Source organism: Nonomuraea sp. KM88, from assembly GCF_052245635.1.
Taxonomy (GTDB): domain Bacteria; phylum Actinomycetota; class Actinomycetes; order Streptosporangiales; family Streptosporangiaceae; genus Nonomuraea.
The window spans coordinates 249157-271103 of record NZ_JBQQCC010000010.1 but is presented as its reverse complement, the minus strand read 5'-3'; the positions used below and the strand labels follow the sequence as shown (position 1 = coordinate 271103).

The 21947-nt window shown below is 70.4% G+C and carries 20 protein-coding genes; 2 read left to right on the top strand and 18 right to left on the bottom strand.

Features of this window, described 5'->3' with window-relative positions:
* Window positions 1–60 precede the first annotated feature (60 nt).
* Together ACTWPV_RS28540 and ACTWPV_RS28535 are read left to right on the top strand one after the other, a co-directional pair.
* Window positions 61–1290 (top strand): DUF349 domain-containing protein, encoded by a 1230-nt coding sequence (locus ACTWPV_RS28540; protein WP_347648915.1) that lies wholly within the window; start codon window positions 61–63, stop codon window positions 1288–1290.
* Window positions 1291–1361: 71 nt separating this feature from the next.
* Entirely contained in the window at window positions 1362–2450 is a 1089-nt protein-coding gene (locus tag ACTWPV_RS28535) for a cupin domain-containing protein (protein WP_443154152.1), read from the top strand.
* A gap of 23 nt (window positions 2451–2473) precedes the next feature.
* Here ACTWPV_RS28535 and ACTWPV_RS28530 read toward each other — a convergent pair whose 3' ends face one another.
* The 18 genes from ACTWPV_RS28530 to pgsA form a co-directional block, all read right to left on the bottom strand.
* Window positions 2474–4666, bottom strand: coding sequence for a RelA/SpoT family protein (locus tag ACTWPV_RS28530; RefSeq protein WP_347621225.1), 2193 nt, complete (start codon window positions 4664–4666; stop codon window positions 2474–2476).
* A gap of 187 nt (window positions 4667–4853) precedes the next feature.
* Window positions 4854–5372, bottom strand: coding sequence for an adenine phosphoribosyltransferase (locus ACTWPV_RS28525; RefSeq protein ID WP_347648917.1), 519 nt, complete (start codon window positions 5370–5372; stop codon window positions 4854–4856).
* Between the two features lie 282 nt (window positions 5373–5654).
* Window positions 5655–6650: a protein translocase subunit SecF gene (gene secF / locus ACTWPV_RS28520; RefSeq protein ID WP_443154151.1), complete on the bottom strand. Its 996-nt coding sequence runs from the start codon at window positions 6648–6650 to the stop codon at window positions 5655–5657.
* Window position 6651: 1 nt separating this feature from the next.
* A complete protein-coding gene (gene secD, locus ACTWPV_RS28515; protein ID WP_443154150.1) occupies window positions 6652–8505 on the bottom strand; it encodes a protein translocase subunit SecD in 1854 nt (617 codons plus the stop codon).
* 43 nt (window positions 8506–8548) lie between these two features.
* The gene (gene yajC, locus ACTWPV_RS28510) at window positions 8549–8923 is read right to left on the bottom strand and encodes a preprotein translocase subunit YajC (RefSeq protein WP_443154149.1); all 375 of its coding nucleotides are present in this window, start codon (window positions 8921–8923) and stop codon (window positions 8549–8551) included.
* 211 nt (window positions 8924–9134) lie between these two features.
* Window positions 9135–10208, bottom strand: a complete 1074-nt coding sequence (ruvB, locus tag ACTWPV_RS28505) for a Holliday junction branch migration DNA helicase RuvB (protein ID WP_443154213.1) — start codon at window positions 10206–10208, stop codon at window positions 9135–9137.
* 114 nt (window positions 10209–10322) lie between these two features.
* Complete coding sequence (ruvA, locus tag ACTWPV_RS28500; RefSeq protein WP_443154148.1) at window positions 10323–10943, bottom strand: Holliday junction branch migration protein RuvA; 621 nt, start codon at window positions 10941–10943, stop codon at window positions 10323–10325.
* A gap of 306 nt (window positions 10944–11249) precedes the next feature.
* A complete protein-coding gene (gene ruvC / locus ACTWPV_RS28495) occupies window positions 11250–11774 on the bottom strand; it encodes a crossover junction endodeoxyribonuclease RuvC (RefSeq protein ID WP_347648983.1) in 525 nt (174 codons plus the stop codon).
* A gap of 85 nt (window positions 11775–11859) precedes the next feature.
* Window positions 11860–13002, bottom strand: coding sequence for a GNAT family N-acetyltransferase (locus ACTWPV_RS28490; RefSeq protein WP_443154147.1), 1143 nt, complete (start codon window positions 13000–13002; stop codon window positions 11860–11862).
* Window positions 13003–13303: 301 nt separating this feature from the next.
* Window positions 13304–14053, bottom strand: coding sequence for a YebC/PmpR family DNA-binding transcriptional regulator (locus ACTWPV_RS28485; RefSeq protein ID WP_132503667.1), 750 nt, complete (start codon window positions 14051–14053; stop codon window positions 13304–13306).
* 3 nt (window positions 14054–14056) lie between these two features.
* Window positions 14057–14635: a pyridoxal 5'-phosphate synthase glutaminase subunit PdxT gene (gene pdxT, locus ACTWPV_RS28480; RefSeq protein WP_347648924.1), complete on the bottom strand. Its 579-nt coding sequence runs from the start codon at window positions 14633–14635 to the stop codon at window positions 14057–14059.
* A 104-nt stretch (window positions 14636–14739) separates the two neighbouring features.
* On the bottom strand, window positions 14740–16431 hold the full coding sequence (locus ACTWPV_RS28475) for an alkaline phosphatase D family protein (protein ID WP_443154146.1): 1692 nt from the start codon (window positions 16429–16431) through the stop codon (window positions 14740–14742).
* A gap of 142 nt (window positions 16432–16573) precedes the next feature.
* Window positions 16574–17482 carry a pyridoxal 5'-phosphate synthase lyase subunit PdxS gene (pdxS, locus tag ACTWPV_RS28470; protein WP_132336510.1) on the bottom strand — a complete coding sequence of 303 codons (909 nt, stop codon included), beginning with the start codon at window positions 17480–17482 and terminating at the stop codon, window positions 16574–16576.
* 121 nt (window positions 17483–17603) lie between these two features.
* Window positions 17604–18620, bottom strand: a complete 1017-nt coding sequence (locus tag ACTWPV_RS28465; RefSeq protein WP_443154145.1) for a DUF3048 domain-containing protein — start codon at window positions 18618–18620, stop codon at window positions 17604–17606.
* A 62-nt stretch (window positions 18621–18682) separates the two neighbouring features.
* Window positions 18683–19225, bottom strand: a complete 543-nt coding sequence (locus tag ACTWPV_RS28460) for a hypothetical protein (RefSeq protein WP_347648927.1) — start codon at window positions 19223–19225, stop codon at window positions 18683–18685.
* Complete coding sequence (locus ACTWPV_RS28455) at window positions 19222–20352, bottom strand: glycosyltransferase family 4 protein (RefSeq protein ID WP_347648928.1); 1131 nt, start codon at window positions 20350–20352, stop codon at window positions 19222–19224. The genes ACTWPV_RS28460 and ACTWPV_RS28455 overlap by 4 nt, the downstream gene beginning before the upstream one ends.
* Window positions 20349–21257, bottom strand: a complete 909-nt coding sequence (locus tag ACTWPV_RS28450) for a phosphatidylinositol mannoside acyltransferase (RefSeq protein WP_443154144.1) — start codon at window positions 21255–21257, stop codon at window positions 20349–20351. The genes ACTWPV_RS28455 and ACTWPV_RS28450 overlap by 4 nt, the downstream gene beginning before the upstream one ends.
* Entirely contained in the window at window positions 21254–21877 is a 624-nt protein-coding gene (gene pgsA, locus ACTWPV_RS28445; protein WP_443154143.1) for a phosphatidylinositol phosphate synthase, read from the bottom strand. The genes ACTWPV_RS28450 and pgsA overlap by 4 nt, the downstream gene beginning before the upstream one ends.
* Between the last annotated feature and the right edge of the window lie 70 nt (window positions 21878–21947).

Sequence of the window (21947 nt, the reverse complement as noted above, 5' to 3'; positions counted from 1 at the left end):
TAATACAAACTAGGGACGAAGTAGTCCCGAAGGGTCTGATGGATAGTGCGGGAGGACACGGTGAGCACCGACCCGTGGGGCCGGGTAGACGACGACGGCACCGTCTACGTGCGTACGGCTGAGGGAGAGCGAGCCGTCGGGTCCTGGCAGGCCGGTGAACCCGAAGAGGCACTGGCCTACTTCCATCGCAAGTACGACGAGCTGGCCGGCCAGGTCCAGCTGCTCGAACAGCGCGTCAGGAGCACCGACCTGGCTCCGGCACAGGCCGAGGCGAGCATCGTCAAGCTGCGCGAGGCCGTCGCCGACGCCCACGCGATCGGCGACCTCGCCGCGCTGACGGCCAGGCTCGACGGCCTGACGGAGCTGGTCGCCCAGCGCCGCGAGGAGGTCAAGGCCGCTCGCGAGCAGGCGCGGGCCGAGGCCAGGGCGGTCAAGGAACGCATCGTCGCGGAGGCCGAGCGCATCGCCGACGAGACCACCCACTGGAAGTCCGGCGGTGAGCGGCTGCGCCAGCTCATCGAGGAGTGGAAGGCCGCCGACCGCATCGACCGGGTCACGGAGGCCGCGCTGTGGAAGCGGCTGTCGGCCGCGCGCACGGCGTTCGCCAAGCGCCGCAAGCAGTACTTCGCAGGGCTCGACGAGCAGCGCGAGGAGGTGCGCGCGGCCAAGGAGCGCATCGTCGCCGAGGCCGAGGCGCTGTCCGACTCGACCGACTGGGGCGGCACCGCGGCGATCTACCGCGACCTGATGCAACAGTGGAAGAGCGCCGGCCGGGCCTCGCGCGAAGCGGAGGACGAGCTCTGGGCCCGCTTCAAGGGCGCCCAGGACCAGTTCTTCCAGGCCCGTTCCGCCGTGTTCGCCGAGCGTGACGCCTCGCTCGCGGCCAACGCCACGGTCAAGGAGCAGCTGCTCACCGAGGCGGAGAAGATCCTCCCCGTCACCGACGCACGCACGGCCAGGGCGGCGCTGCGGCACATCCTGGAGCGCTGGGAGGCCGCCGGCCCCGTACCGCGCGACCAGCGCGACCGGCTCGAAGGCGGGCTGCGCAAGGTCGACGACGCGGTGCGCAAGGCCGAGGACGCCGAGTGGAAGCGCTCCAACCCCGAGGCGAGGGCCCGCGCCCAGAGCACGGTCGACCAGTTGCGCACCTCCATCGACCAGCTGGAGAAGCGGCTGTCCAAGGCGCAGGCCGCCGGTCGCGCCAAGGACGTCAAGGAGGCCGAGGAGGCGCTGACCGCCCGCCGGTCGTGGCTGGAGGAGGCCGAACGCACGCTGGCCGAGTTCAGCTGAGCCGCGTCCCCTGCGGAGCAGGAGTCCGAATCGGGCGGCGCGTGCCGGCACCTGGGATCTAGGCTGACGCCATGGATCCCGTCACCGACGCGCGCGCCCTGGTCGAGGAGATGTTCCCGGGGGCGCTGTACGCCTTCGTCGGCGGCAGCGTGCTCACCGAGCGCCGCACCAGCACCTCCGATCTCGACGTCGTGGTGGTGCTCGACGGCCTGGCCGCCCCCTACCGCGAGTCGCTGCGCTGGCGCGGGTGGCCGGTGGAGATGTTCGTGCACAGCGAGACCAGCCTGCACGCCTACTTCGACAAGGACTTCGGCAGGCGCAGGCCGAGTCTGGCGCGCATGTGCGCGGAGGGCGCGGTGCTGGCCGACAGGACGGGCGGGCGGGCCAGCGACCTGCAGAGCGCGCTCGGCGAGCGCCTGGCCGCGGGCCCCGGCGGGCTGACGCCCGACCAGGCCGAGCGGGCCCGCTACGTGCTGTCCGACCTGCTCGACGACCTGGCGGGCGTCACCGACGCCGGCGAGCAGGCGTTCATCCGCTGGGAGGTGGTCCAGGAGGCCGCCAGGACCGCGCTGGGCGTGGGGCGCAGGTGGCAGGGAAGCGGCAAGTGGCTGCTGCGCGAGCTGCGCGCGCACGACCCCGAGCTGGCCCGCGAGCTGCTCGCCGCGCACGACGACCCCGTACGCCTGGCCGCCGTCGCCTCAGGCGTGCTGGAACGGGCCGGAGGGCGGCTCTGGGAGGGCTACCGGGCCGAGGGCGACCCGTTCCACCAGCCGCTGCGTCACGTGCCCGCCGGGGGGCTCTCGGGCGACACGGCGCAGAGCTCCGGCATGCGACGGCTGGCCGCCATCAGCGGCGCCACGGCCGGCTCCACGCGGTTGTGGATGGGCCAGACGCACGTCGCGCCCGCCACCCGCTCGTCCGACCACCACCACGGGGCGTCCGAGACGGCCATCTACGTGGTCAGCGGCACGCCGGCGTTCGTCTTCCTGGAGGACGCCGAGGAGGTGCGCATCGAGGCGGGGCCCGGCGACTACATCTACGTTCCGCCGTACGTGCCCCACCGGGAGGAGAATCCGGACCCGTCGCAGGAGGCGGTGGTGGTGATCGCCCGCAGCACCCAGGAGGCGATCGTGGTCAACCTGCCCGGCCTGGCGGGCTGACCGCCCCATCCGACGGTGCCGGCTCAGCCGCCCGCGCCGCTCACCCGGTAGACGTCGAAGACGCCCTGGATGCCGCGTACGGCCTTCAGCACGTGCCCCAGGTGCTTGGGGTCGCCCATCTCGAACGTGAACTTGCTGACCGCCACCCGGTCGCGCGAGGTCGTCACCGAGGCGCTGAGGATGTTGACGTGCTGGTCGGAGAGCGTCCGCGTGACGTCGGACAGCAGGCGCGGCCGGTCGAGCGCCTCGACCTGGATGGCCACCAGGAAGACGCTGTCGTCGCTCGGCGACCAGCTGACCTCCACCAGCCGGTCGGGCTGCGCCTTGAGCTGCTGCACGTTGGTGCAGTCGCCGCGGTGCACCGACACGCCGTGGCCGCGGGTGACGAAGCCGACGATCTCGTCGCCGGGCACGGGGGTGCAGCACTTCGACAGGCGTACCCACACGTCGGCGTCGCCCGCGACGACCACGCCCGCGCCGCCACCGCCCCGGGGACGGCCGCGCAGTCGGGTCGGCAGCGAGGTCTCGGCGATGTCCTCCTCCGCGCTGTCGACGCCGCCGATCGAGGCCACGAGCTTCTGCACGACGTTCTGGGCCGCGACGTGGCCCTCGCCCACGGCCGCGTAGAGGGCGGACACGTCGGGATAGCGCAGGTCGCGGGCCAGGGCCAGCAGCGCCTCACCCGACATCAGCCGCTGCAGCGGCAGGCCCTGCTTGCGCATGGCCCGCCCGATGGCCTCCTTGCCGGCCTCGATCGCGGTCTCGCGGCGCTCCTTGGAGAACCACTGCCTGATCTTGTTGCGGGCCCGGCCGGACTTGACGAACTTCAGCCAGTCACGCGAGGGGCCGGCGTCGGGCGACTTCGAGGTGAAGATCTCCACCGTGTCGCCGTTGCCGAGCCGCGACTCCAGCGGCACCAGGCGCCCGTTGACCCGCGCGCCGATGCAGCGATGACCCACCTCGGTGTGCACGGCGTAGGCGAAGTCGACCGGCGTCGCCCCCTCCGGCAGCGCGATGACCTGCCCCTTCGGGGTGAAGACGTAGACCTCCGACACCGACAGGTCGAACCGCAGCGACTCGAGGAACTCGCCCGGGTCGGAGGTCTCCTTCTGCCAGTCGAGAAGCTGGCGCAACCAGGCCATGTCGCTGCCCGGCTTGACCTTGCCGGGAGGGCCGGGGCTGCCGACCTCCTCCTTGTACTTCCAGTGGGCGGCCACGCCGTATTCGGCCCTGTGGTGCATCGCGTGGGTGCGGATCTGCAGCTCCACCGGCTTGCCCTCGGGACCGATCACCGTCGTGTGCAGCGATTGGTACATGTTGAACTTGGGCATCGCGATGTAGTCCTTGAACCGCCCCGGCACCGGGTTCCACCGGGCGTGGATCGTGCCGAGGGCGGCATAGCAGTCGCGCACGCTGTCGACCAGCACGCGGATGCCCACCAGGTCATAGATATCGTCGAACGCCACGTCCCGGGCGATCATCTTCTGGTAGACCGAGTAATAGTGCTTCGGCCGGCCCTTGACCACGGCGCGGATCTTCGCCTCGCGCAGGTCACCGGAGACCTTCTCGATGACCTCCTGCAGAAAGAGGTCTCTGCGCGGCGCCCGCTCCGACACCATGCGCGCGATCTCGTCGTAGCGCTTGGGATAGAGCATGGCGAAGGCCAGGTCTTCGAGCTCCCACTTGATGGTGTTCATGCCCAGGCGGTGGGCCAGCGGGGCGAAGATCTCCAGCGTCTCGCGCGACTTCTGGTGGCGCTTGTGCTCGGGCAGGTAGCGCATGGTGCGCATGTTGTGCAGCCGGTCGGCCAGCTTGATGATCAGCACGCGGATGTCGCGCGACATGGCGACGACCATCTTGCGCACCGTCTCGGCCTGCGCCGCGTCGCCGAACTTGACCTTGTCGAGCTTGGTGACGCCGTCGACCAGGGAGGCGATCGTCTCGCCGAAGTCGCCGCGGAGCTCGTCGAGGCTGTAGGCGGTGTCCTCCACCGTGTCGTGCAGCAGCGCCGCGCACAGGGTCTCGTCGTCGGTGCCGAGCTCGGCCAGGATCGTCGCCACCGCCAGCGGGTGGGTGATGTAGGGGTCGCCCGACTTCCGCTTCTGGTCACGGTGGTGGTAGGCCGCGACGTCGTAGGCACGCTCGATCAGACGCAGGTCGGCCTTGGGGTGGGTGGCGCGGACCGTACGGAACAACGGCTCCAGCACCGGGTTCATGGCCCCACCCCCAAACCGCCTTCGGCGCACCGCCGGAACGCCGGGCGCTTCGGCGTTGCCGGATTCGGTTACGTCAGGCGCGACCACATCACGGGGCACACAGACTCCTCACGCAATGACTCCTCACGTTCGAGTCCAGATCCCCCAAGTGTATCCAGGCAGCCAACTTGAGCAGTCGCGGGGCGGTTCACACGATCACGAGCGAATGCAACGGCACTCCCGTCAGCCGCTCACGTCCGTGCAGGAACGCCAGCTCCATCAGCACCGCCACACCGGCCACCTCGGCTCCCGTCCGCCTGACCAGCTCCACGGCCGCCGCGGCGGTGCCGCCCGTGGCCAGCACGTCGTCGACGATGAGAACCCGCTCGCCGGACGCGAGGGCGTCACGGTGGACCTCGATGCTCGCGGAGCCGTACTCCAGATCGTAGGACTCCTCGAGGGTTTCGGCGGGCAGTTTCCCCTTCTTGCGCACCGGCACGAACCCGGCGCCCGCGCGGTACGCCACCGGAGCGGCGAGGATGAACCCGCGTGCCTCGATCCCCACGATCTTGTCGACCTGGTGCAACCCGGCCAGCTCGTCCACCACGGCGGCCATCGCCACGGGATCGGCCAGGAGCGGGGTGATGTCCTTGAACAGGACACCCTGCTTCGGGTAGTCGGGAACGTCCCTGATCCGCTCCAGGATCAACGTGTCCAGCTCGCTCATGGTGTTTCCTCGCATTCCTCACCGGCCGTCTGCCGCGCTCCATGATGGTGCATAGCGGGCCCTGGCCGGACCTCCTCCTCACACCGGCCCTCCGTACGCACCCCTGCGCGCCTCAGAGCGTTCCTGGCGGCATGACGACGGCCGTGGTGCCTTTCCGTGCCACGGCCGTACGCCCTCGCCAGGAGCGCTCTCAAGGCCGCGCGGGGTCGCTCACGAGGCCCGGGGACACGACCGCGCCCTCGCCCGATGCCGGGCGAGGGCGTCACGAAAGGCGGTGGGCAGCTATCCCTTCGCCGCCGCGGCCTTCTTGGAGTTCTTCGTTCCCCTGGCGCCGCCCGTGGAGGCCAGCCGCTTGGCGATGGCCTGGTATTTCGGCTCGCGTTCCTTCAGCGTCACCAGCAGCGGCGTGGCCACGCACAACGAGGAGTAGGTGCCGACGACCATGCCGACGAACAGCGACAGCGACAGGTCCTTCAGCGTGCCTGCGCCGAGCACCGTGGTGCCGATGAACAGGATCGCCGCCACCGGCAGGATCGCGACCAGCGAGGTGTTCAGCGATCGGATCAGCGTGTGGTTGAGCGCGTCGTTGGCGGCCATCGAGTAGGTCTGCTTGGACGTGTGCCCCAGCTTGGCCGTGACCTCCTTGATCATGTCGAACACCACGACGGCGTCGTAGAGCGAGTAACCGAGGATGGTCAGGAAGCCCAGCAGCGTCGCCGGCGTGACCTCGAAGCCCGACCAGGCGTAGATGCCGGCCGTGATGACGAGGTCGTGGACGAGCGCGACGATCGCGGCCAGCGCCATCTTCGGCTCGAACGCCATCGACAGGTAGAGGATGATCGCCAGCATGAACACGCCCAGGCCGATCCAGGCCTTCTGGGAGACCTCACCGCCCCAGGACGGGCCGATGGCCTGGATGCTCACCTGGTCGAGCGGGACCCCGAAGTCCTTGGCGATCTCGCTCTGCACCTGGACCCGGGTGTCCTCCGGCAGGCTCTCGGTGGTGGCCCGCCAGCCGTCCGTGCCCGCCTGCTGGACGATCACCTGGTGCACGCCCTGGTCGAGCACGGACTCACGCACCTGCTCGACCGTGGCCTGCGAGGACTTGAACGCGAAGATCGTGCCGCCCTTGAACTCCACGCCCAGGTTGAGCCCGTTGATCAGCAGCCCGGACAGCGAGACGGCGAGCAGCAGGCCGGACAGGCTGTACCACAGCCGCCATTTGCCGACGAAGTCAACGTCGATCTCGCCGCGGTAGAGGCGACGCCCCAGTCCCATCTCAGGCCTCCTGCGGAGTGGTCGTGCGGCCGGTCGAGCCGACCTCGCTCATACGCTCGGCGTCGAGGCCGGACAGCGGGTGCCCCTTGGCGAAGAACTTCACCCTCGCCAGCGAAGCGATGAACGGCTTGGTGAACAGGAACACCACCACGACGTCGATCAGCGTGGTCAGGCCCATCGCGAACGCGAATCCGGCGACACCGCCAACCGCGAGGAAATACAGCACGATGGCGGCGATGAACATGACGGCGTCGGCGATCAGGATCGTCCGCCTGGCACGGACCCAGGCCACCTCGACGGCCGAGCGGAGCGTGCGCCGTCCTTCCTTCATCTCGTCACGGATGCGTTCGAAGTAGACGATGAAGGAGTCGGCGGTGATGCCGATGGAGACCACCAGGCCGATGATGTGCGGCAGAGAGAGGCGGAAGCCGGCGTTGTGCCCGAGCACCACCACGGACGTGTACGTGATGACCGTGGCCACCACGAGGCTCAGCACCGCCACGATGCCGAGGCCGCGGTAGTAAAGCAGGCAGTAGACGACGACGAGGGCCAGGCCGATCAGGCCGGCGATCAGGCCGCCCTCGAGCTGGTCCTGGCCCAGGGTCGAGGAGACGGTGTCGACGGAGCTGCGGTTGAACTTCAGCGGCAGCGCGCCGTATTTGAGCTGGTCGGCCAGCGTGGTGGCGCTGGCCTGGTCGAAGCCGCCGGTGATCTCCGCCCGGCCGCCCGGGATCGGGCTGATGATGTTGGGGGCGGTGATGACGACGCCGTCGAGCACGACGGCGACCTTGTTGCGCGGTTCCTGGGAGTTGTAGGCGGCGGTGGTGAGCTTGCTCCACTCACCGGCGCCCTTGCTCTTGAAGTCGAGTTGGACGACCCACTCGGTGGTGCCCTGGCGGACGCCCGCGGAGGCGGTGTCGATGTCGGTGCCGACGACCTTGGCGACGTCGAGGACGTACTTGAAGCTGCCGTCGCTCTCGCAGCCGGCGTACTGCTTGTTGGGGTCGTCCTGGACGCCCTGCCCGCGGTTGGCGGGGTCGGCGCAGTTGAGCTTCTTGAACTGGGCCAGCACCGCGGGGTCGATGCCCTCGGTGTTGATGCCCGTGGCGTTGGGGTCCGCCGCCGGGGGTTGGCTGGGGTCGTCGCTCGGCGCGGGCGTGGATTTCCCGTCCTTGGTGCCCCGCTTGTCCTGGCCCTTGGGGCTCTGCGTGGCAGTGGGCTCGGCCGAGGTGCCGGGCGTCGGCGCGGTCAGCGCCGACGACAGCGCCTTGCCCGTGGGCGACGTGCTCGGCTGCGGCGCTCCGGCCGACTGAGACGCCGGCGGCCTGACCGGCTCTGAGGCCTTCGGCTTGGCCGGGTCGGAGGCCGCGGGCTCGCCCGACTTGTTCGCGGGGTCCGAGGGCTCGGCGGACTTGCCGCCCGAGGGCGAGGCGCTCGGCGTCGGCGCGTTGGTCGCCAGGTCTGCCGGGGCCTGCGTGGCCTCCATGGCGAGCACCTGGCGGAAGCGCAGCTCCGCGGTGGTCGCGACCAGCTTGATGGCCTCGTTCTGCCCGACACCCGGAATGGAGATGATGATGTTGTCGCCGGACTTGGCGACCTCCGCGTCCGAGATGCCGGTGCCGTTGACCCGGTCGCGGATGATGTTGACCGCCCGGTCAAGGATCTCCTCTGGAGGAGCCGCGTTGTTCTGGGTCACGGGCGACAGAGTCACCGTCGTGCCGCCGGCGAGGTCGAGCCCCAGCTTGGGCGTATACGCCTGCTGCAGGAACATCGTCCCGCCCAGGGCGAGGAAGAGCGCCAGGAGCACCAGGAGCGTACGCCCCGGTCGGCTGTGGCGGCTGGTCGGTCGGGCCACTGGTCGTCAGTTCTTTCAGATAGAGGTTTGTCGCAGAGCTTAGTCAGGACTGCTTGGTGCTGGAGTCCTGGTCTCCGTTGCGATCCACGGCGGCCTCGGACTCGTTCTTGCCCTCCTCGTCGGACGCGGCCTCGTCACCTGCGGGAGCGTCTCCGGGCGTGACGACGCGGCCGATGGCGGCCTTCACCCAGCGGGTCTCGACACCGGGGGCGACCTCGAGGACGACGTCCTCATTGTCCACCGCGACGACGGTGCCGAACAGGCCCGTCGTGGTCATGACGCGCGCACCCGGGGTCAGAGAGTTCTGCATCCGGATCGCCTCTTGCTGGCGCTTGCGCTGAGGGCGGATCAGCAGGAAGTAAAACACCACCACCAAGAGAATGAGCGGCAGGATGCTTCCGAGTTGTCCCATGTCCATAAGGGGCGACCTTCCATTGTCGTACAAGGAGTTGACACCGGCCTCGCGCCGGAAATTCCGTGCGTCGCGTCGGACCGCGCCACTCGGGCCGTCAGCCTACACAGCCAGCCAAGCCACGGAGTGTAGGCGCTTGTCGCGAAACGCGGCAACGAAGCAGCGTTTCGGCGCGCGGGGAAGTTCCCATATTGAAACGGTTGCAACCGTTCTGTGATCAGTCGAAAAGCGGGGCTCCGAATGCGTCCGGTGGTGGAGTCATGCCGAGATGGGTCCACGCGGCCGCGGTCGCCACCCGGCCGCGCGGCGTCCTGGCCAGCAGACCTTGGCGTACGAGGAACGGCTCGGCCACCACTTCGACCGTCTCCGGCTCCTCGCCCACGGCGACCGCGAGGGTCGACAACCCCACGGGACCGCCGCCGAACTTCTTCAGCAGCGCGCCCAGCACCGCTCTGTCGAGCCGGTCGAGCCCTTCTGCGTCAACTTCATAAAGGTTGAGCGCCGCCGCCGCGACGGAGCGGTCGATCACCCCGTCGGCGCGCACGTCGGCGAAGTCGCGCACCCGCCGCAGCAGCCGGTTGGCGATGCGGGGCGTGCCCCTCGACCGCCTGGCGATCTCGTGGGCGCCGTCGTCGGGCAGGCCGACGCCGAGCAGCCTCGCCGACCGGTAGAGCACCTGCTCCAGCTCGCCGACCTCGTAGAAGTCCATGTGGGCGGTGAACCCGAACCTGTCGCGCAGCGGCGCGGGCAGCAGCCCGGCCCTGGTCGTGGCGCCGACCAGGGTGAACGGCGCGATGTCGAGCGGGATGGCGGTGGCCCCCGGGCCCTTGCCGACGACGATGTCGACCCGGAAGTCCTCCATCGCGAGGTAGAGCATCTCCTCGGCGGGCCTGGCCATCCGGTGGATCTCGTCGATGAACAGCACCTCGCCCTCGGCCAGCGTCGACAGGATCGCCGCGAGGTCGCCCGCGCGTTCGAGAGCCGGACCCGAGGTGATCCGGAGCGGCGCGTTCAGCTCGGCCGCGATGATCATCGCCAGGGTCGTCTTGCCGAGCCCAGGAGACCCGCTCATCAGCACGTGGTCGGGTGGCCGCTGCCGGCGCAGAGCACTTTCGAGCACGAGGGAGAGCTGCTCGCGCACCCGGCCCTGGCCGATGAACTCGCCGAGCCGCTTGGGCCTGAGCGCCGCCTCGATCTGCAGCTCCTCGCCCTCGGCGTCGGGTGAGACGAGCTCCCGATCAGAGCTCACCGTGGCACCTCCTCCCGCCGTCGACGACCCTGCGCACCGCATCCAGCCCGCGGGACCCGGCATGGCACCGCCCGTCGCGACCCGGAGGGGCCAACCTATCGAAAGTGCGGCAGGCCACGTCGGCGCGTGCGGTGACGCCGGCTCCGCCGTCATGACTCATCGCACGCTCAGCGATCGCAGCGCGGCCTTCAGCAGCGTGGCCACCCGCGGCTGGCGCCCGGCGGCGAGGTCGGCGTCGGCCTCGGGCTCCACGGCGGCGATCGCCTCGTCGGCGTCCTTGCTGGAGTAGCCGAGCCCCACCAGCCCCGAGTGCACCTGCTCGCGCCAGGCCGCGGCCTTCCGCTCGCCGTTGAGCGCGGCGTCGACCGCCGTCTCCGGCGAGCCGAGCCGGTCCTTCAGCTCCAGCACGATGCGCTGGGCCCCCTTCTGCCCGATGCCCGGCACCTGGGTGAGCGCCTTCAGATCGGCGCCGGCCACGGCCACCCGCAGCGCGTTGGGCGTGTGCACGGCCAGCATCGCCAGCGCCAGCTTCGGCCCGACGCCGCTGGCCGTCTGCAGCAACTCGAACACCGCCCGCTCGTCGTCGGTGGCGAAGCCGAAGAGGGTGAGGGACTCCTCGCGCACGACGAGCGACGTGGCCAGGCGCGCCTCCTCGCCGAGGCGCAGCGTGGCGAGCGTGCCGGGGGTGCAGTGGGTGAGAACCCCGACGCCGCCGACCTCGATCACGGCTCCGTCGGGCGCGATCGCCGTCACCTTCCCCGCCACCGACGCGATCACAACCCGCCTCCTGTCTTGGACCCGATCACAACCCTGCCCTCCGCCTCGGGACCCAGCCGGCCGGAGGCCGGCCCCGCACGTGGCGCGAACGCCCCCAGGAACCGCCCAGGAAGCGGCCGGAGCCGCCGCGCCAGGACCACCTGGCCCTCCGGGTGGAAACGGCCGCCCCGGCGCCCTCACGAGGCGGCGGGAGACGGCCCGGCGCCCGAGAAGCCCGCTCCCCCGCCGGACCGTCCGGCCCGGGGGCGACGCGTGGACGAGGCGCACGGCGCTCCGGGGCGCCGTGGGCCGTGCTCCACTGCGCCGTCACGGCCCGGCCTTCCTGGCCTTGGCGAGGGCCGCGGCGAGGCGGTGCTGGGCGCCGCCGCGCCAGACGTGGCAGATGGCCAGGGCGAGCGCGTCGGCGGCGTCGGCGGGCCTGGGCATCTCGGCGAGCCGCAGCAGCCGCGTGACCATGGCGCCGATCTGCTTCTTGTCGGCCGTGCCGCTGCCGGTGATGGCGGCCTTCACCTCGGACGGCGTGTGCAGCGCCACGGGCAGCCCGCGCCGGGCCGCGCACAGCACCGCGATCCCGGCGGCCTGCGCCGTGCCCATGACGGTGCGTACGTTGTGCTGGCTGAAGACCCGCTCGACCGCGACCGCGTCGGGACGCACGTCGTCGAGCCACTTCTCGATGCCGGCCTCGATGCCCACGAGCCGGGCCCCGAGCTCCTCGTCGGCGCCGGTGCGCACGACTCCGACGGCCACGAGCGTCAGCGGCGCGCCCGGACGCCCTTCGACGGCGCCCAGACCGCACCGGGTCAGCCCCGGATCGACGCCCATCACCCGCACCGGCATGCCCTCCCGCGTACGCCGAACATCTGTTCGGCACGAGACTCTACTCCGCCCGCGGTGGCCGCGCACCGGGAAACGCCCGTCAGAAGTCCTCGAGCATGTACGGCCTGGCGGCGAAGGCGGCATCGAGTGTCTCGTCGTATCGGTCATCTCCGGACATGAGCCCGCTGAGGCGGAGGGTGGCCGCCGGGATCCCGGCGTACAGGGCGGAGAGGCCGTTCACGCTCAGCCTCACCCCGGGCTGCTCGGCCGGGATGACCGCGGCGGAGCCGCCGGCGAACTCCAGCCGCCACGTGCCGCCCCCTCCGAGAGGGTCGTCCACGGTGACGACGGCGTCGCCGGCAAGGCGGACCGGGTAGCCCCTGCGCTCGGCCGCCGCGGCGACGTCGAGCACCCTGAACATCCACCGCCGCTGCGTGACCTGCTCGATCGTCCGCTCGCGCAGCAGCCACAACACCGGGTCGTCGGGAGTCACGTGTGCGACGACCTCGTGCGCGATCGAGGACGCGCTGCCCACCAGGGACCACAGTGCCCTGAGCGTCTCCCCCGATCCGGCGACGAGGCTGTCGACCAGCATGTCCTCGCCGTGCCACCGGTAGACCACGAAACCGTCGTCGGTGACGTAGAGGAAGTCGTCCTCACTCTCGAGCCACAGGCTCCAGGTCTGCTCGTCCCAGGAGACGGGCCCGCTGGCGCGGGCGGCGCCGTGGACGCGGTGCAGGATGGAGACGACCTCTCCGGCGTCGCCAGGGCCCATCCTGCGCAGCTTGACCTGGCCGGACGGCCGGATCTGGCGCAGCAGCTCGGCGGGGAGCCTGACGCTGTGCTGGGCTCCTGCGTGCTCATAGCCGAGCGAGCGGTAGATGCCGGTGGTGGCCGGATAGAGCACGGAGACCGCGTCGCCGAGCGCCCTGCCGCGTTCGACGACGGCCCGCATGATCGTGCTGCCGCAGCCGCGGCCGCGGTCCTCCGGCGCCACGGTGACCCCGGCGATCCCGGCCATCGGCTGCGGCCTGCCGTGCCACCACTGCGTGAACTGACGCAGCCGCGCCGCGGCGGCCAGCCTGGTGCCGTCGAAGGCACCCAGATAGCGGCCCTCACCGAGGGACGGGAGCACCGCCCTGCGCCACCTGTCCCGGTCGGAGGCGGACAGCGGGCCGAAGGCGCGTCTGCGAAGGTCAAGGACGTCGTCGAGGTCTTCAGGGGTGAGGTCGCGTATTTCCACAGTCAGCCAACTTATGCGGCGGGAGTACGCGCTCGCGAACCGGTTACCGTGAGATCGAGCCCGCCGGGACAGGGCAGCTGCGCGGCCACCGTGGCCACGGCCGGCCGCCGGCGTCACGGCGACGACGGTCGCGGCATCCGATCGCGCCCGGGATCGCCCCTGTGACGGTCGCGACGGCCGCTCCGGCGCCTGCTCGGCATTCCCCCTGAAGGCATAGGCTCGCGAGCGTCTCTGTGGAGCGCTCAGGGCCCGCCGCACCCGAGGTGTCCGGACGCACCCCGGCCTTCGCCGGGCAGGAACGCTAGTCCAGCGCCGCCAGCACGTCGTCGGAGACGTCGAAGTTGGCGTAGACGTTCTGGACGTCGTCGCTGTCCTCCAGCGCGTCGATGAGGCGGAAGACCTTCTTGGCCCCCTCCTCGTCGAGCGGCACGCTCATCGTCGGCAGGAAGCTCGACTCCGCCGAGTCGTAGTCGATGCCGGCGTCCTGGAGGGCCTTGCGCACCGGCACCAGGTCACCGGCCTCGGACACGACCTCGAACGAGTCACCCAGGTCGTTGACCTCCTCGGCGCCCGCGTCGAGCACGGCCATCAGCACGGTGTCCTCGTCGAGGCCGTTCTTCGGCACGATGACGACGCCTTTGCGGTTGAACATGTAGGAGACGGACCCGGGGTCGGCCAGCGAGCCGCCGTTGCGGGTCAGCGCCACGCGCACCTCGGAGGCGGCGCGGTTGCGGTTGTCGGTGAGGCACTCGATGAGCACCGCGACGCCGCCGGGCGCGTAGCCTTCGTAGGTGATGGTCTGCCAGTCGGCGCCACCGGCCTCGAGGCCGCCGCCGCGCTTGCGGGCCCGCTCGATGTTGTCGTTGGGCACGGAGTTCTTCTTCGCCTTGAAGATGGCGTCGAAGAGGGTGGGGTTGGCATCCGGGTCAGGGCCACCTGTCCGGGCCGCCACCTCGATGTTCTTGATGAGCTTCGCGAACAGCTTGCCGCGTTTGGCGTCGAGCGCGGCCTTCTTGTGCTTCGTCGTCGCCCATTTGGAGTGGCCGGACATTGGCTAGAGCTCCCTCAGCATGTCTACGAAGTAACGGTGCACGCGAGCGTCTCCGGTCAGCTCGGGATGGAACGACGTCGCGAGCAGCGGCCCTTGTCGGACCGCGACGATCCTATCCCCAGGCTCGCACTTGCCCAGCACGTCGACGCCCGCGCCGACGGATTCGACCCACGGCGCGCGGATGAAGACCGCGTGCACCCGCTGCCCGGCGAAGTCGATGTCCTCCTCGAACGAGTCGACCTGGCGGCCGAACGCGTTGCGCCTGACGACCATGTCGATGCCGCCGACGGTCTGCTGGCCGGAAACGCCGTCCTCGATCCGATCGGCCAGCATGATCATGCCGGCGCAGGAACCGTAGGCGGGCATGCCCTCCTTGATCCGCATGCGCAGGGGCTCGAACATGTCGAAGGCCTCGGCCAGCTTCCACATCGTCGTCGACTCGCCGCCGGGAATGACCAGGCCGTCGACCGCCTCCAGCTCGGCGGGCCTGCGCACGGCCGTGGCCCGCGCCCCCGCCTCCTGGAGCATGCGCACATGCTCGCGCACGTCGCCCTGCAGGGCGAGTACACCGATCGTGGGCACGGCAGATCCTTCCGTCCGGGTGCGGGTTCAGACAATTCAACACCACGACCGGCCGGGATCTTCCTGGCAGGGTCCGCGCCTCGGGGCCGGGGTGCCGCGGCAGTTCACGGACGCTCGGTCTCCAGGCGGACCGTCTCCTCCACGGTCATGGGCTGGCTGCGCAGGGCCGGGTCGACCGGGCGCAGGTACGTCTGCTGCACCCCGGGCACCCGGTCCTCGATCACGAACGTGGCCCGCGTGTACACCTCGCCTCCGGGTGTCTGCACCTGCGGCACCACCTTGAAGTCGGCCGTCATCTGATCGCGCTCGACCTTCGTCAGCACGTAGCCGCGCTGGTTGTTGTAGAACTTCAGATGCGGGTTGATCTTGAGGAACGGGTGCGTCGCCGGGTCGGAGTCGGCCCCGTTCCCGCCGGTCGAGATCGAGGTGGCCACCAGTTCCGACCCGACGGACGGGCCCGTCGGGTCGTCGTAGTCGAGCTTGAGGTCGCTGGCCCAGTGGGCGTGCACGTCGCCGGTCAGCACGACCGGGTTGCGCACCTTCGCGTCGAGCCAGCCCTGCGTGATGCGCTTGCGGGAGGCGACGTAGCCGTCCCACGCGTCCTGGCTGGTGATCTTGGCCGGGCCGTCGTTGTTGTCGCGCTGGGCGAAGAACACCTGCTGGCCGAGGATGTCCCATTGCGCCCGCGAGTGCCGGAAGCCGTCCAGCAGCCACGCCTCCTGCTCGGCGCCCGTGATGGAGCGGGCCGGGTCGATCGAGGCGGGGCAGTCGCGGTAGCCGTCGCCGCAGCCCTGGTCGTCGCGGTACTGGCGGGTGTCGAGCATGTGGAAGGTGGCCATCCTGCCCCACCGGACGCGGCGGTAGAGCTGCATGTCGATGCCGCGCGGGATGGAGGTGCGGCGCAACGGCATGTTCTCGTAGTAGGCGCGGAAGGCGGCCTCGCGCCTGCTCAGGAAGTTCGGCTGGGGGTTCTCGGGCTTCTCGGGCACCTCGTCGGCCCAGTTGTTGTCCACCTCGTGGTCGTCCCACACCACCAGCCACGGCGCGGCGGCGTGCGCGGCCTGCAGGTCGGGGTCGGTCTTGTACTGGGCGTGGCGCTGGCGGTAGTTGGCGAGGGTCTCGGTCTCGGGGCCCTCGTGGTCGCGGACGTTGCCGCCGGGGATGGTGTAGGTGTCCTTGGTGTACTCGTACTGGTAGTCGCCCAGGTGCAGGATCACGTCGGGGCGCTCCTCGGCCAGCCGGCGGTACGCCGTGAAGAAGCCGTGCTCGTACTGTGAGCAGGAGACGAACGCCATGGCCAGGGCGCCGCCGTACGACAGGGGGTGCGGGGCGGTGCGGGCGCGGCCGAGCGGCGAGACGTACGGGCCGACGCGGAAGCGGTACCAGTAGTCGCGGTCGGAGCCCAGGTTGGCAAGCTCCACGTGGACGCTGTGCCCCCATTCCGGCGCGGCCACGGTCACGCCGCTGCGCACGACGCGGCGTGCGCGCTCGTCGGAGTACACCTGCCACAGCACGGGGAACGGCCGCTGCGGCATGCCTGCGAGCCCGTCCTCGGCCATCGGCTGCTGGGCGAGCCTGGTCCAGATGACGAAGCCCTCGTGGTCGGGGTCGCCCGACGCGACGCCGAGGGTGAAGGGGTCGGTGCGCAGCCCGCGCGAGGCGAGGCTCCGGGCGGTTTCCTTACTGGGGTCCGCGGCGGGGTCTGGGGCGGCGTGCGCGCCGGTCGCGGGGATCGCGGCGGCGGCGCCCGCCGCTAAACCGGTGACGAGGAAGTGCCGGCGGTTCAGCTTGGACACGTGAGGCTCCCGGACGATCAAGGGTGAGGGACGTCCGTAGCTTGACTCAGGATCATGACCAGAGGGTGAACAGCAGGACAGAAAAAGGCGACATCCTTCACGGATGCCGCCTTTCTGACGATTTTCGTCGTACGGAGTGTGACTACCAGCCGCGCTCGGCCAGCCGGTGCGGCTGCGGGATGTCGTCGACGTTGATGCCGACCATGGCCTCCCCCAGGCCGCGCGAGACCTTGGCGATGACGTCGGGGTCGTCGTAGAAGGTGGTGGCCTTGACGATGGCCGCCGCGCGCTTGGCCGGATCGCCCGACTTGAAGATGCCGGAGCCCACGAAGACGCCCTCGGCGCCCAGCTGCATCATCATGGCGGCGTCGGCCGGGGTGGCGATGCCGCCCGCGGTGAACAGCACGACCGGCAGCTTGCCGAGCTTCGCGACCTCCGCGACCAGCTCGTACGGCGCCTGCAGCTCCTTGGCGGCGACGTACAGCTCGTCCTCGGGCAGCGACGTGAGCCGCTTGATCTCGGCGCGGATCGTCCGCATGTGGGTGACGGCGTTGGAGACGTCACCGGTGCCCGCCTCGCCCTTGGAGCGGATCATCGCCGCGCCCTCGGTGATGCGGCGCAGGGCCTCTCCCAGGTTGGTCGCCCCGCACACGAACGGCACGGTGAACTGCCACTTGTCGATGTGGTTGGCGTAGTCGGCCGGGGTGAGCACCTCCGACTCGTCGACGTAGTCGACGCCGAGCGCCTGCAGCACCTTCGCCTCGACGAAGTGGCCGATGCGGGCCTTGGCCATGACGGGGATCGACACGGCCTCGATGATGCCGTCGATCATGTCGGGGTCGCTCATCCTCGACACGCCGCCCTGGGCGCGGATGTCGGCGGGGACGCGCTCGAGGGCCATGACGGCGACCGCCCCGGCGTCCTCAGCGATCTTGGCCTGCTCGGGCGTGACGACGTCCATGATGACACCGCCCTTGAGCATCTCGGCCATGCCGCGCTTGACGCGGGCCGTTCCGGTGACGGGGCTGCTTTCTGGCGTGCTGCTGGACACGGTCTTCCTCACGGGCTCTCACGACGAATCGGTATGTTCTCAAGCCCATCGTAGGTCCTGACGGACCCCTCCCCCGACATGCCAATATGTCAGGGTTTATCGCCTTACTTATACAGAAGGACTAGGGGATGACGGGCTTGCGGCTGGCGAGGGCGACCCAGACCTGGCCGGGTGCGAAGTTCATCGGCTCGCCGCTCTCCGTGGTGAACGTCGTGCCGTCCTTCTCCGATTCCCGCTCCCAGTTCGCCTTGTACGCCTTGCCGTCACGCAGCACGATCGCCTTGCCCTTGCCCGTGGTGTGCACGAGCGGCGTGTAGCTGTCGTTCTTGTCGTGGAACTGCGAGCGCTCGGTCTTGGTGTACTGGATGACGACCGTCGGCGCGCCGAGCTGCCCGCCCTCCGCGGCCACGTCCTTCTTGCCGTCCTGCCAGATCATCCACTTCTTCCTCGCCTCGGACCAGGCGAAGGTGAAGCGGGCCGCGGGCCACTTGACCGTGTACGACTTGCGCTCCACGCCGCCCTCGGCCGGAGCGTCGCCGAAGGTGAAGCCGATGTCCTTGGCCTTGCTCGCCTTCGGCGCCGCGGCCAGCAGCCGCTTGGTGTTGGCGAACAGGTTGTAGGGGGCGAAGCGGCCCGGCTGGCGGAAGTAGGCGTTGGGGTTGCGCGTGTCGCCGACGTCGAACAGGGACGCCTCGGCGATGAACGGCAACATCTTGCTCTGCGCCCCCGAGTAGGAGAAGGCGGGCTTGCCGAACTGCGGCGCGATGTGCAGGTCGGAGATGCGGGCGCTGCGCACCGGCCCCACCTTGGACGGCAGCTTGGACGAGAAGATCGCCATGAGCCGGGTCAGACCGGCCTCGACCTGCTCGACGTAGACGATGTCGGCGCTCTTCAGGCCCTGCTGCGGCTTGCCCGCCGCGGTGTTCTCGATCTTCACGGCGAGCACGGGCTTGAGGCTGTCGTACGGCCTGCCGGTGAAGGGGTGGGTCTTGACCTCGACGGGCTCCTCGCTCGGCGCGACGGAGGCGGCCGCCTGCGGCACCTTGCCCGGCGCCGGCTCCTCGGAGGAACAGGCCGAGACGGGCAGGAGCACGGCCGCTCCGGCCAGCCAGATCGTGATCGTCCGGGATAGCCGCACCAGTAACACTCCTCGCTTCAGCCGTGAAACGGGATGAAGCTTACTGGCTTCACCAAATTAGGTCATTCAGTTGCCATAGCCGCTGGTGGATTGTCATCGATCTCGAAGAATCGGGGGTACTCGGTGTGGCCGGCCAGGCGGAGGGTCCTGGCGAGCCAGCGGCGCTGCGCCGTACGCGTGACCGCGACCGCGTTGTTGTAGAAGCGGCGGGAGTAGACCACCTTGGCCACGGCGGCGTCGAGCTCTTCGAGCAGGTCACGCCCGCCGGGCGCCTCCGACAGCTTCTCCCTGAACCGCTCCTGGTCCACGACCGCCCGCAGCGCCCGCGACAGGTCGCTCTCGGCGTGCTCGCGCTCGTCGGGGCCCGCCGTCCTCGCCTCGTGGGCGGCGGCGGCCAGCACCAGGGACGTGGCGGGATCGAGCAGGCGTGACCCGGCCAGCTCCAGCACCACGGCCCTGCGCCGCATCAGCGCGGCGTCCAGCGACTCCTGAGCCAGCTCCAGCCGGATGTGCAGGCGGTCGAGCCGGCCCGCGCGCCAGGAGATGTAGACGGCCACCAGCACCACGACGATGCCCACGATCAACACGATCATGGTGGATGTCACAGGTCTTCCTCCACACGCCCCGCGCCGCTCGTGGTGACCGTCTCGTAGACGCGCACGACGTCGCGCGCGACCGTGGACCAGTCGTATTTCCTGACCGCGACCAGCGCCTCGGCGGCCAGCTTGGCCCGGCGTTCCGGAGCGTCGAGCAGCGCGCCCGCCTCGCGTGCCAGCGCGCCTGGGTCGCCATTGGAGAACAGCGCGCCCGCCTGCCCGTCGCCGAGCACCCTGCGGAAGGCGGGGATGTCGCTGGCCAGCACCGTGGCCCCGGACGCCATGGCCTCGGCCAGCACGATGCCGAAGCTCTCGCCGCGCGTGTTGGGCGCGCAGAACACGTCGACCGAGTGGTAGGCGCGGATCTTGTCGGCCTCGCTCACCATGCCGAGCACGGTCACCCGGTCGTGGAAGCGTTTGGGCACCCGCTCGTAGACGTCCTTCTCGTCGCCTGGGCCGGCGATGAGCAGCTTCACCTCCGCCCGCTCGGCCGCGAGCTTCGAGAACGCGTCGAGCAGGATGGGCAGCCCCTTGCGCTCTTCGTCCATCCGGCCGAGGAAGCCGAGCGTGGCGCCGTCGGGCCCCCAGCCGTCGAGCGGCTCGGCCTCGGTGTAGCGGGAGACGGTCACGCCGTTGGGGATCAGCACGGTGTCGCCGCCGAACTGCTCCACCAGGCTCTTACGGGCCGCGTCGGAGACCGCGATGCGCCCGCTGAGCTTCTCCAGCGCGCTCTGCAGCACCGGCTCGGCCACCGCGATCGCCCGCGAGCGCACCCACGAGGCGTGGAACGTCGCCACGATCGGGCCCTTGGCGGCCCAGCAGGCCAGGATGCCCAGGCTCGGGATCAGCGGCTCGTGGATGTGCAGCACGTCGAACTCGCCCGTGCGCACCCATCGCCGCACCCGCGCGGCCGACAGGAAACCGAACGACATCCTCGCCACCGACCCGTTGTACGGCACGGGGACGGCCCGGCCCGCGCCCGTCACGTAGGGGGGCAGCTCGTCGTCGTCGGCCGCCGGCGCGATCACCGACACCTCGTGGTCCTGCGCCATGAGCGCCTGGGCCAGGTCGTCGATGTGCTGCTTGACCCCGCCCGGCATGTCCCACGAGTAGGGGCAGACGATGCCGACCTTCATGACCGCAGGTCCTCCAGCCAGAGCCGCTGCAGCATGTGCCAGTCCTCCGGGTGCTCGGTGATCCCTTTCTCGAACACCTCGGCCATGCGCTGCGCCACCGCGGCGACCTTCTCCTGCCGGGTGCCCTCCTCAGGGACCGGGACCTCCTCGTGGATGTGGATGCCCCAGTCGTCGCCCACGAAGTAGACGGTCGCGGGCAGCAGCGCGGCCCCGGTCTGCACGGCCAGCAGCGGCGGCCCCGCGGGCACCTTGGTGGTCGCGCCGAAGAAGCGCACCTCGACGCCGCTCCTGGTCAGGTCGCGCTCGGCGGGCAGGCACACGACCCCGCCCCTGCGCACCCGCGTGGCCAGGGTGCCGAAGTTGTGCCCGTCGCCTCCGGTGAGCGGCAGCACCTCCATGCCGAGCCCTTCGCGGAAGGCGACGTAGCGGCGGAACAGCGACTCCGGCCTCAGCCGCTCGGCCACGGTGGTGAACGGATGCCCCACGCCCACCAGCCACGCGCCCGCCTGGTCCCAGTTGCCCATGTGGGGCAGGGCCAGCACCACGCCCCGCCCGGCCGCCACGGTGTCGTGCACGTGCTCGGCGCCGATGACGTGGGTGCGGCGCACGATCTCCTCGGTGCGCATCGACGGCAGCCGGAAGATCTCGTGGAAGTAGCGGAAGTAGGAGCGCATGCCGGCCCTCGTGAGCTCGCTCAGCTCGCGGCTGCCCGCCTCGAGGCCGGTCACCCTGGCCAGGTTGGACTCCAGCCGGCGGACGGACCTGCCTCTCCTGCGCCAGACGCGGTCGGCCATGAAGCGGAAGACCGCCGCCGTCGGGCCCTGGGGCAACAGTGGGACGAGCTTCCAGCCGGCCGCGAAGCCCGCGGCCACGATGCGATCGCTGACGGACGCCTTCTCGCTCATGTCTCCCTCGTCTGATGGTAGACCGCCACCACACGCTGCCCCACGGTGATCAGGCTGGCCACCGCGAGCAGCCACATGCCCGCCGGCAGGACGTACGGTACGCCGAGGCCCGAGAAGAAGGCCGCGACCAGCGCCACGACCAGCCGCTCAGGACGCTCGGCCAGCCCCACGTCGGCCGTGAGCCCGAGCCCCTCCGCCCTCGCCTTGGCGTAGGAGACCACGGCGCCCGCGACCAGGCACACCAACGTCACCGCGGCCATCAGCGTGTCGCCTCCGGCGACGAAATACAAGATCAGGCCGGCGAAGATGGCGGCGTCGGCGACCCGGTCGAGCGTCGAGTCGAGGAACGCCCCCCAGGCGCTGCCGCCCTTGCCGCCGAGCCTGGCCACCACGCCGTCGAGGAGGTCGAACAGCACGAAGACGGTGATGACGAGGGCGCCCACGGTCAGCAGCCCCAGCGGGAAGAAGAGCAGGGCGGACACGACGGTGCCGAGGGTGCCGATCGCCGTGACGGCGTCGGGGCCGATCCCGCGGCCGGCGAGAGCCCTGCCCAGCGGGGTGAGTATCCGGGTCATGGCCGGGCGCAGGAGTTTGAGCATCGCCGTCCGATCGTAGGCCATCACGGACCTGACAACTTTCTTTGCCCTGCCCCTCTTGTGATATCCGCCACAGGGGTATTTGGTGAACACA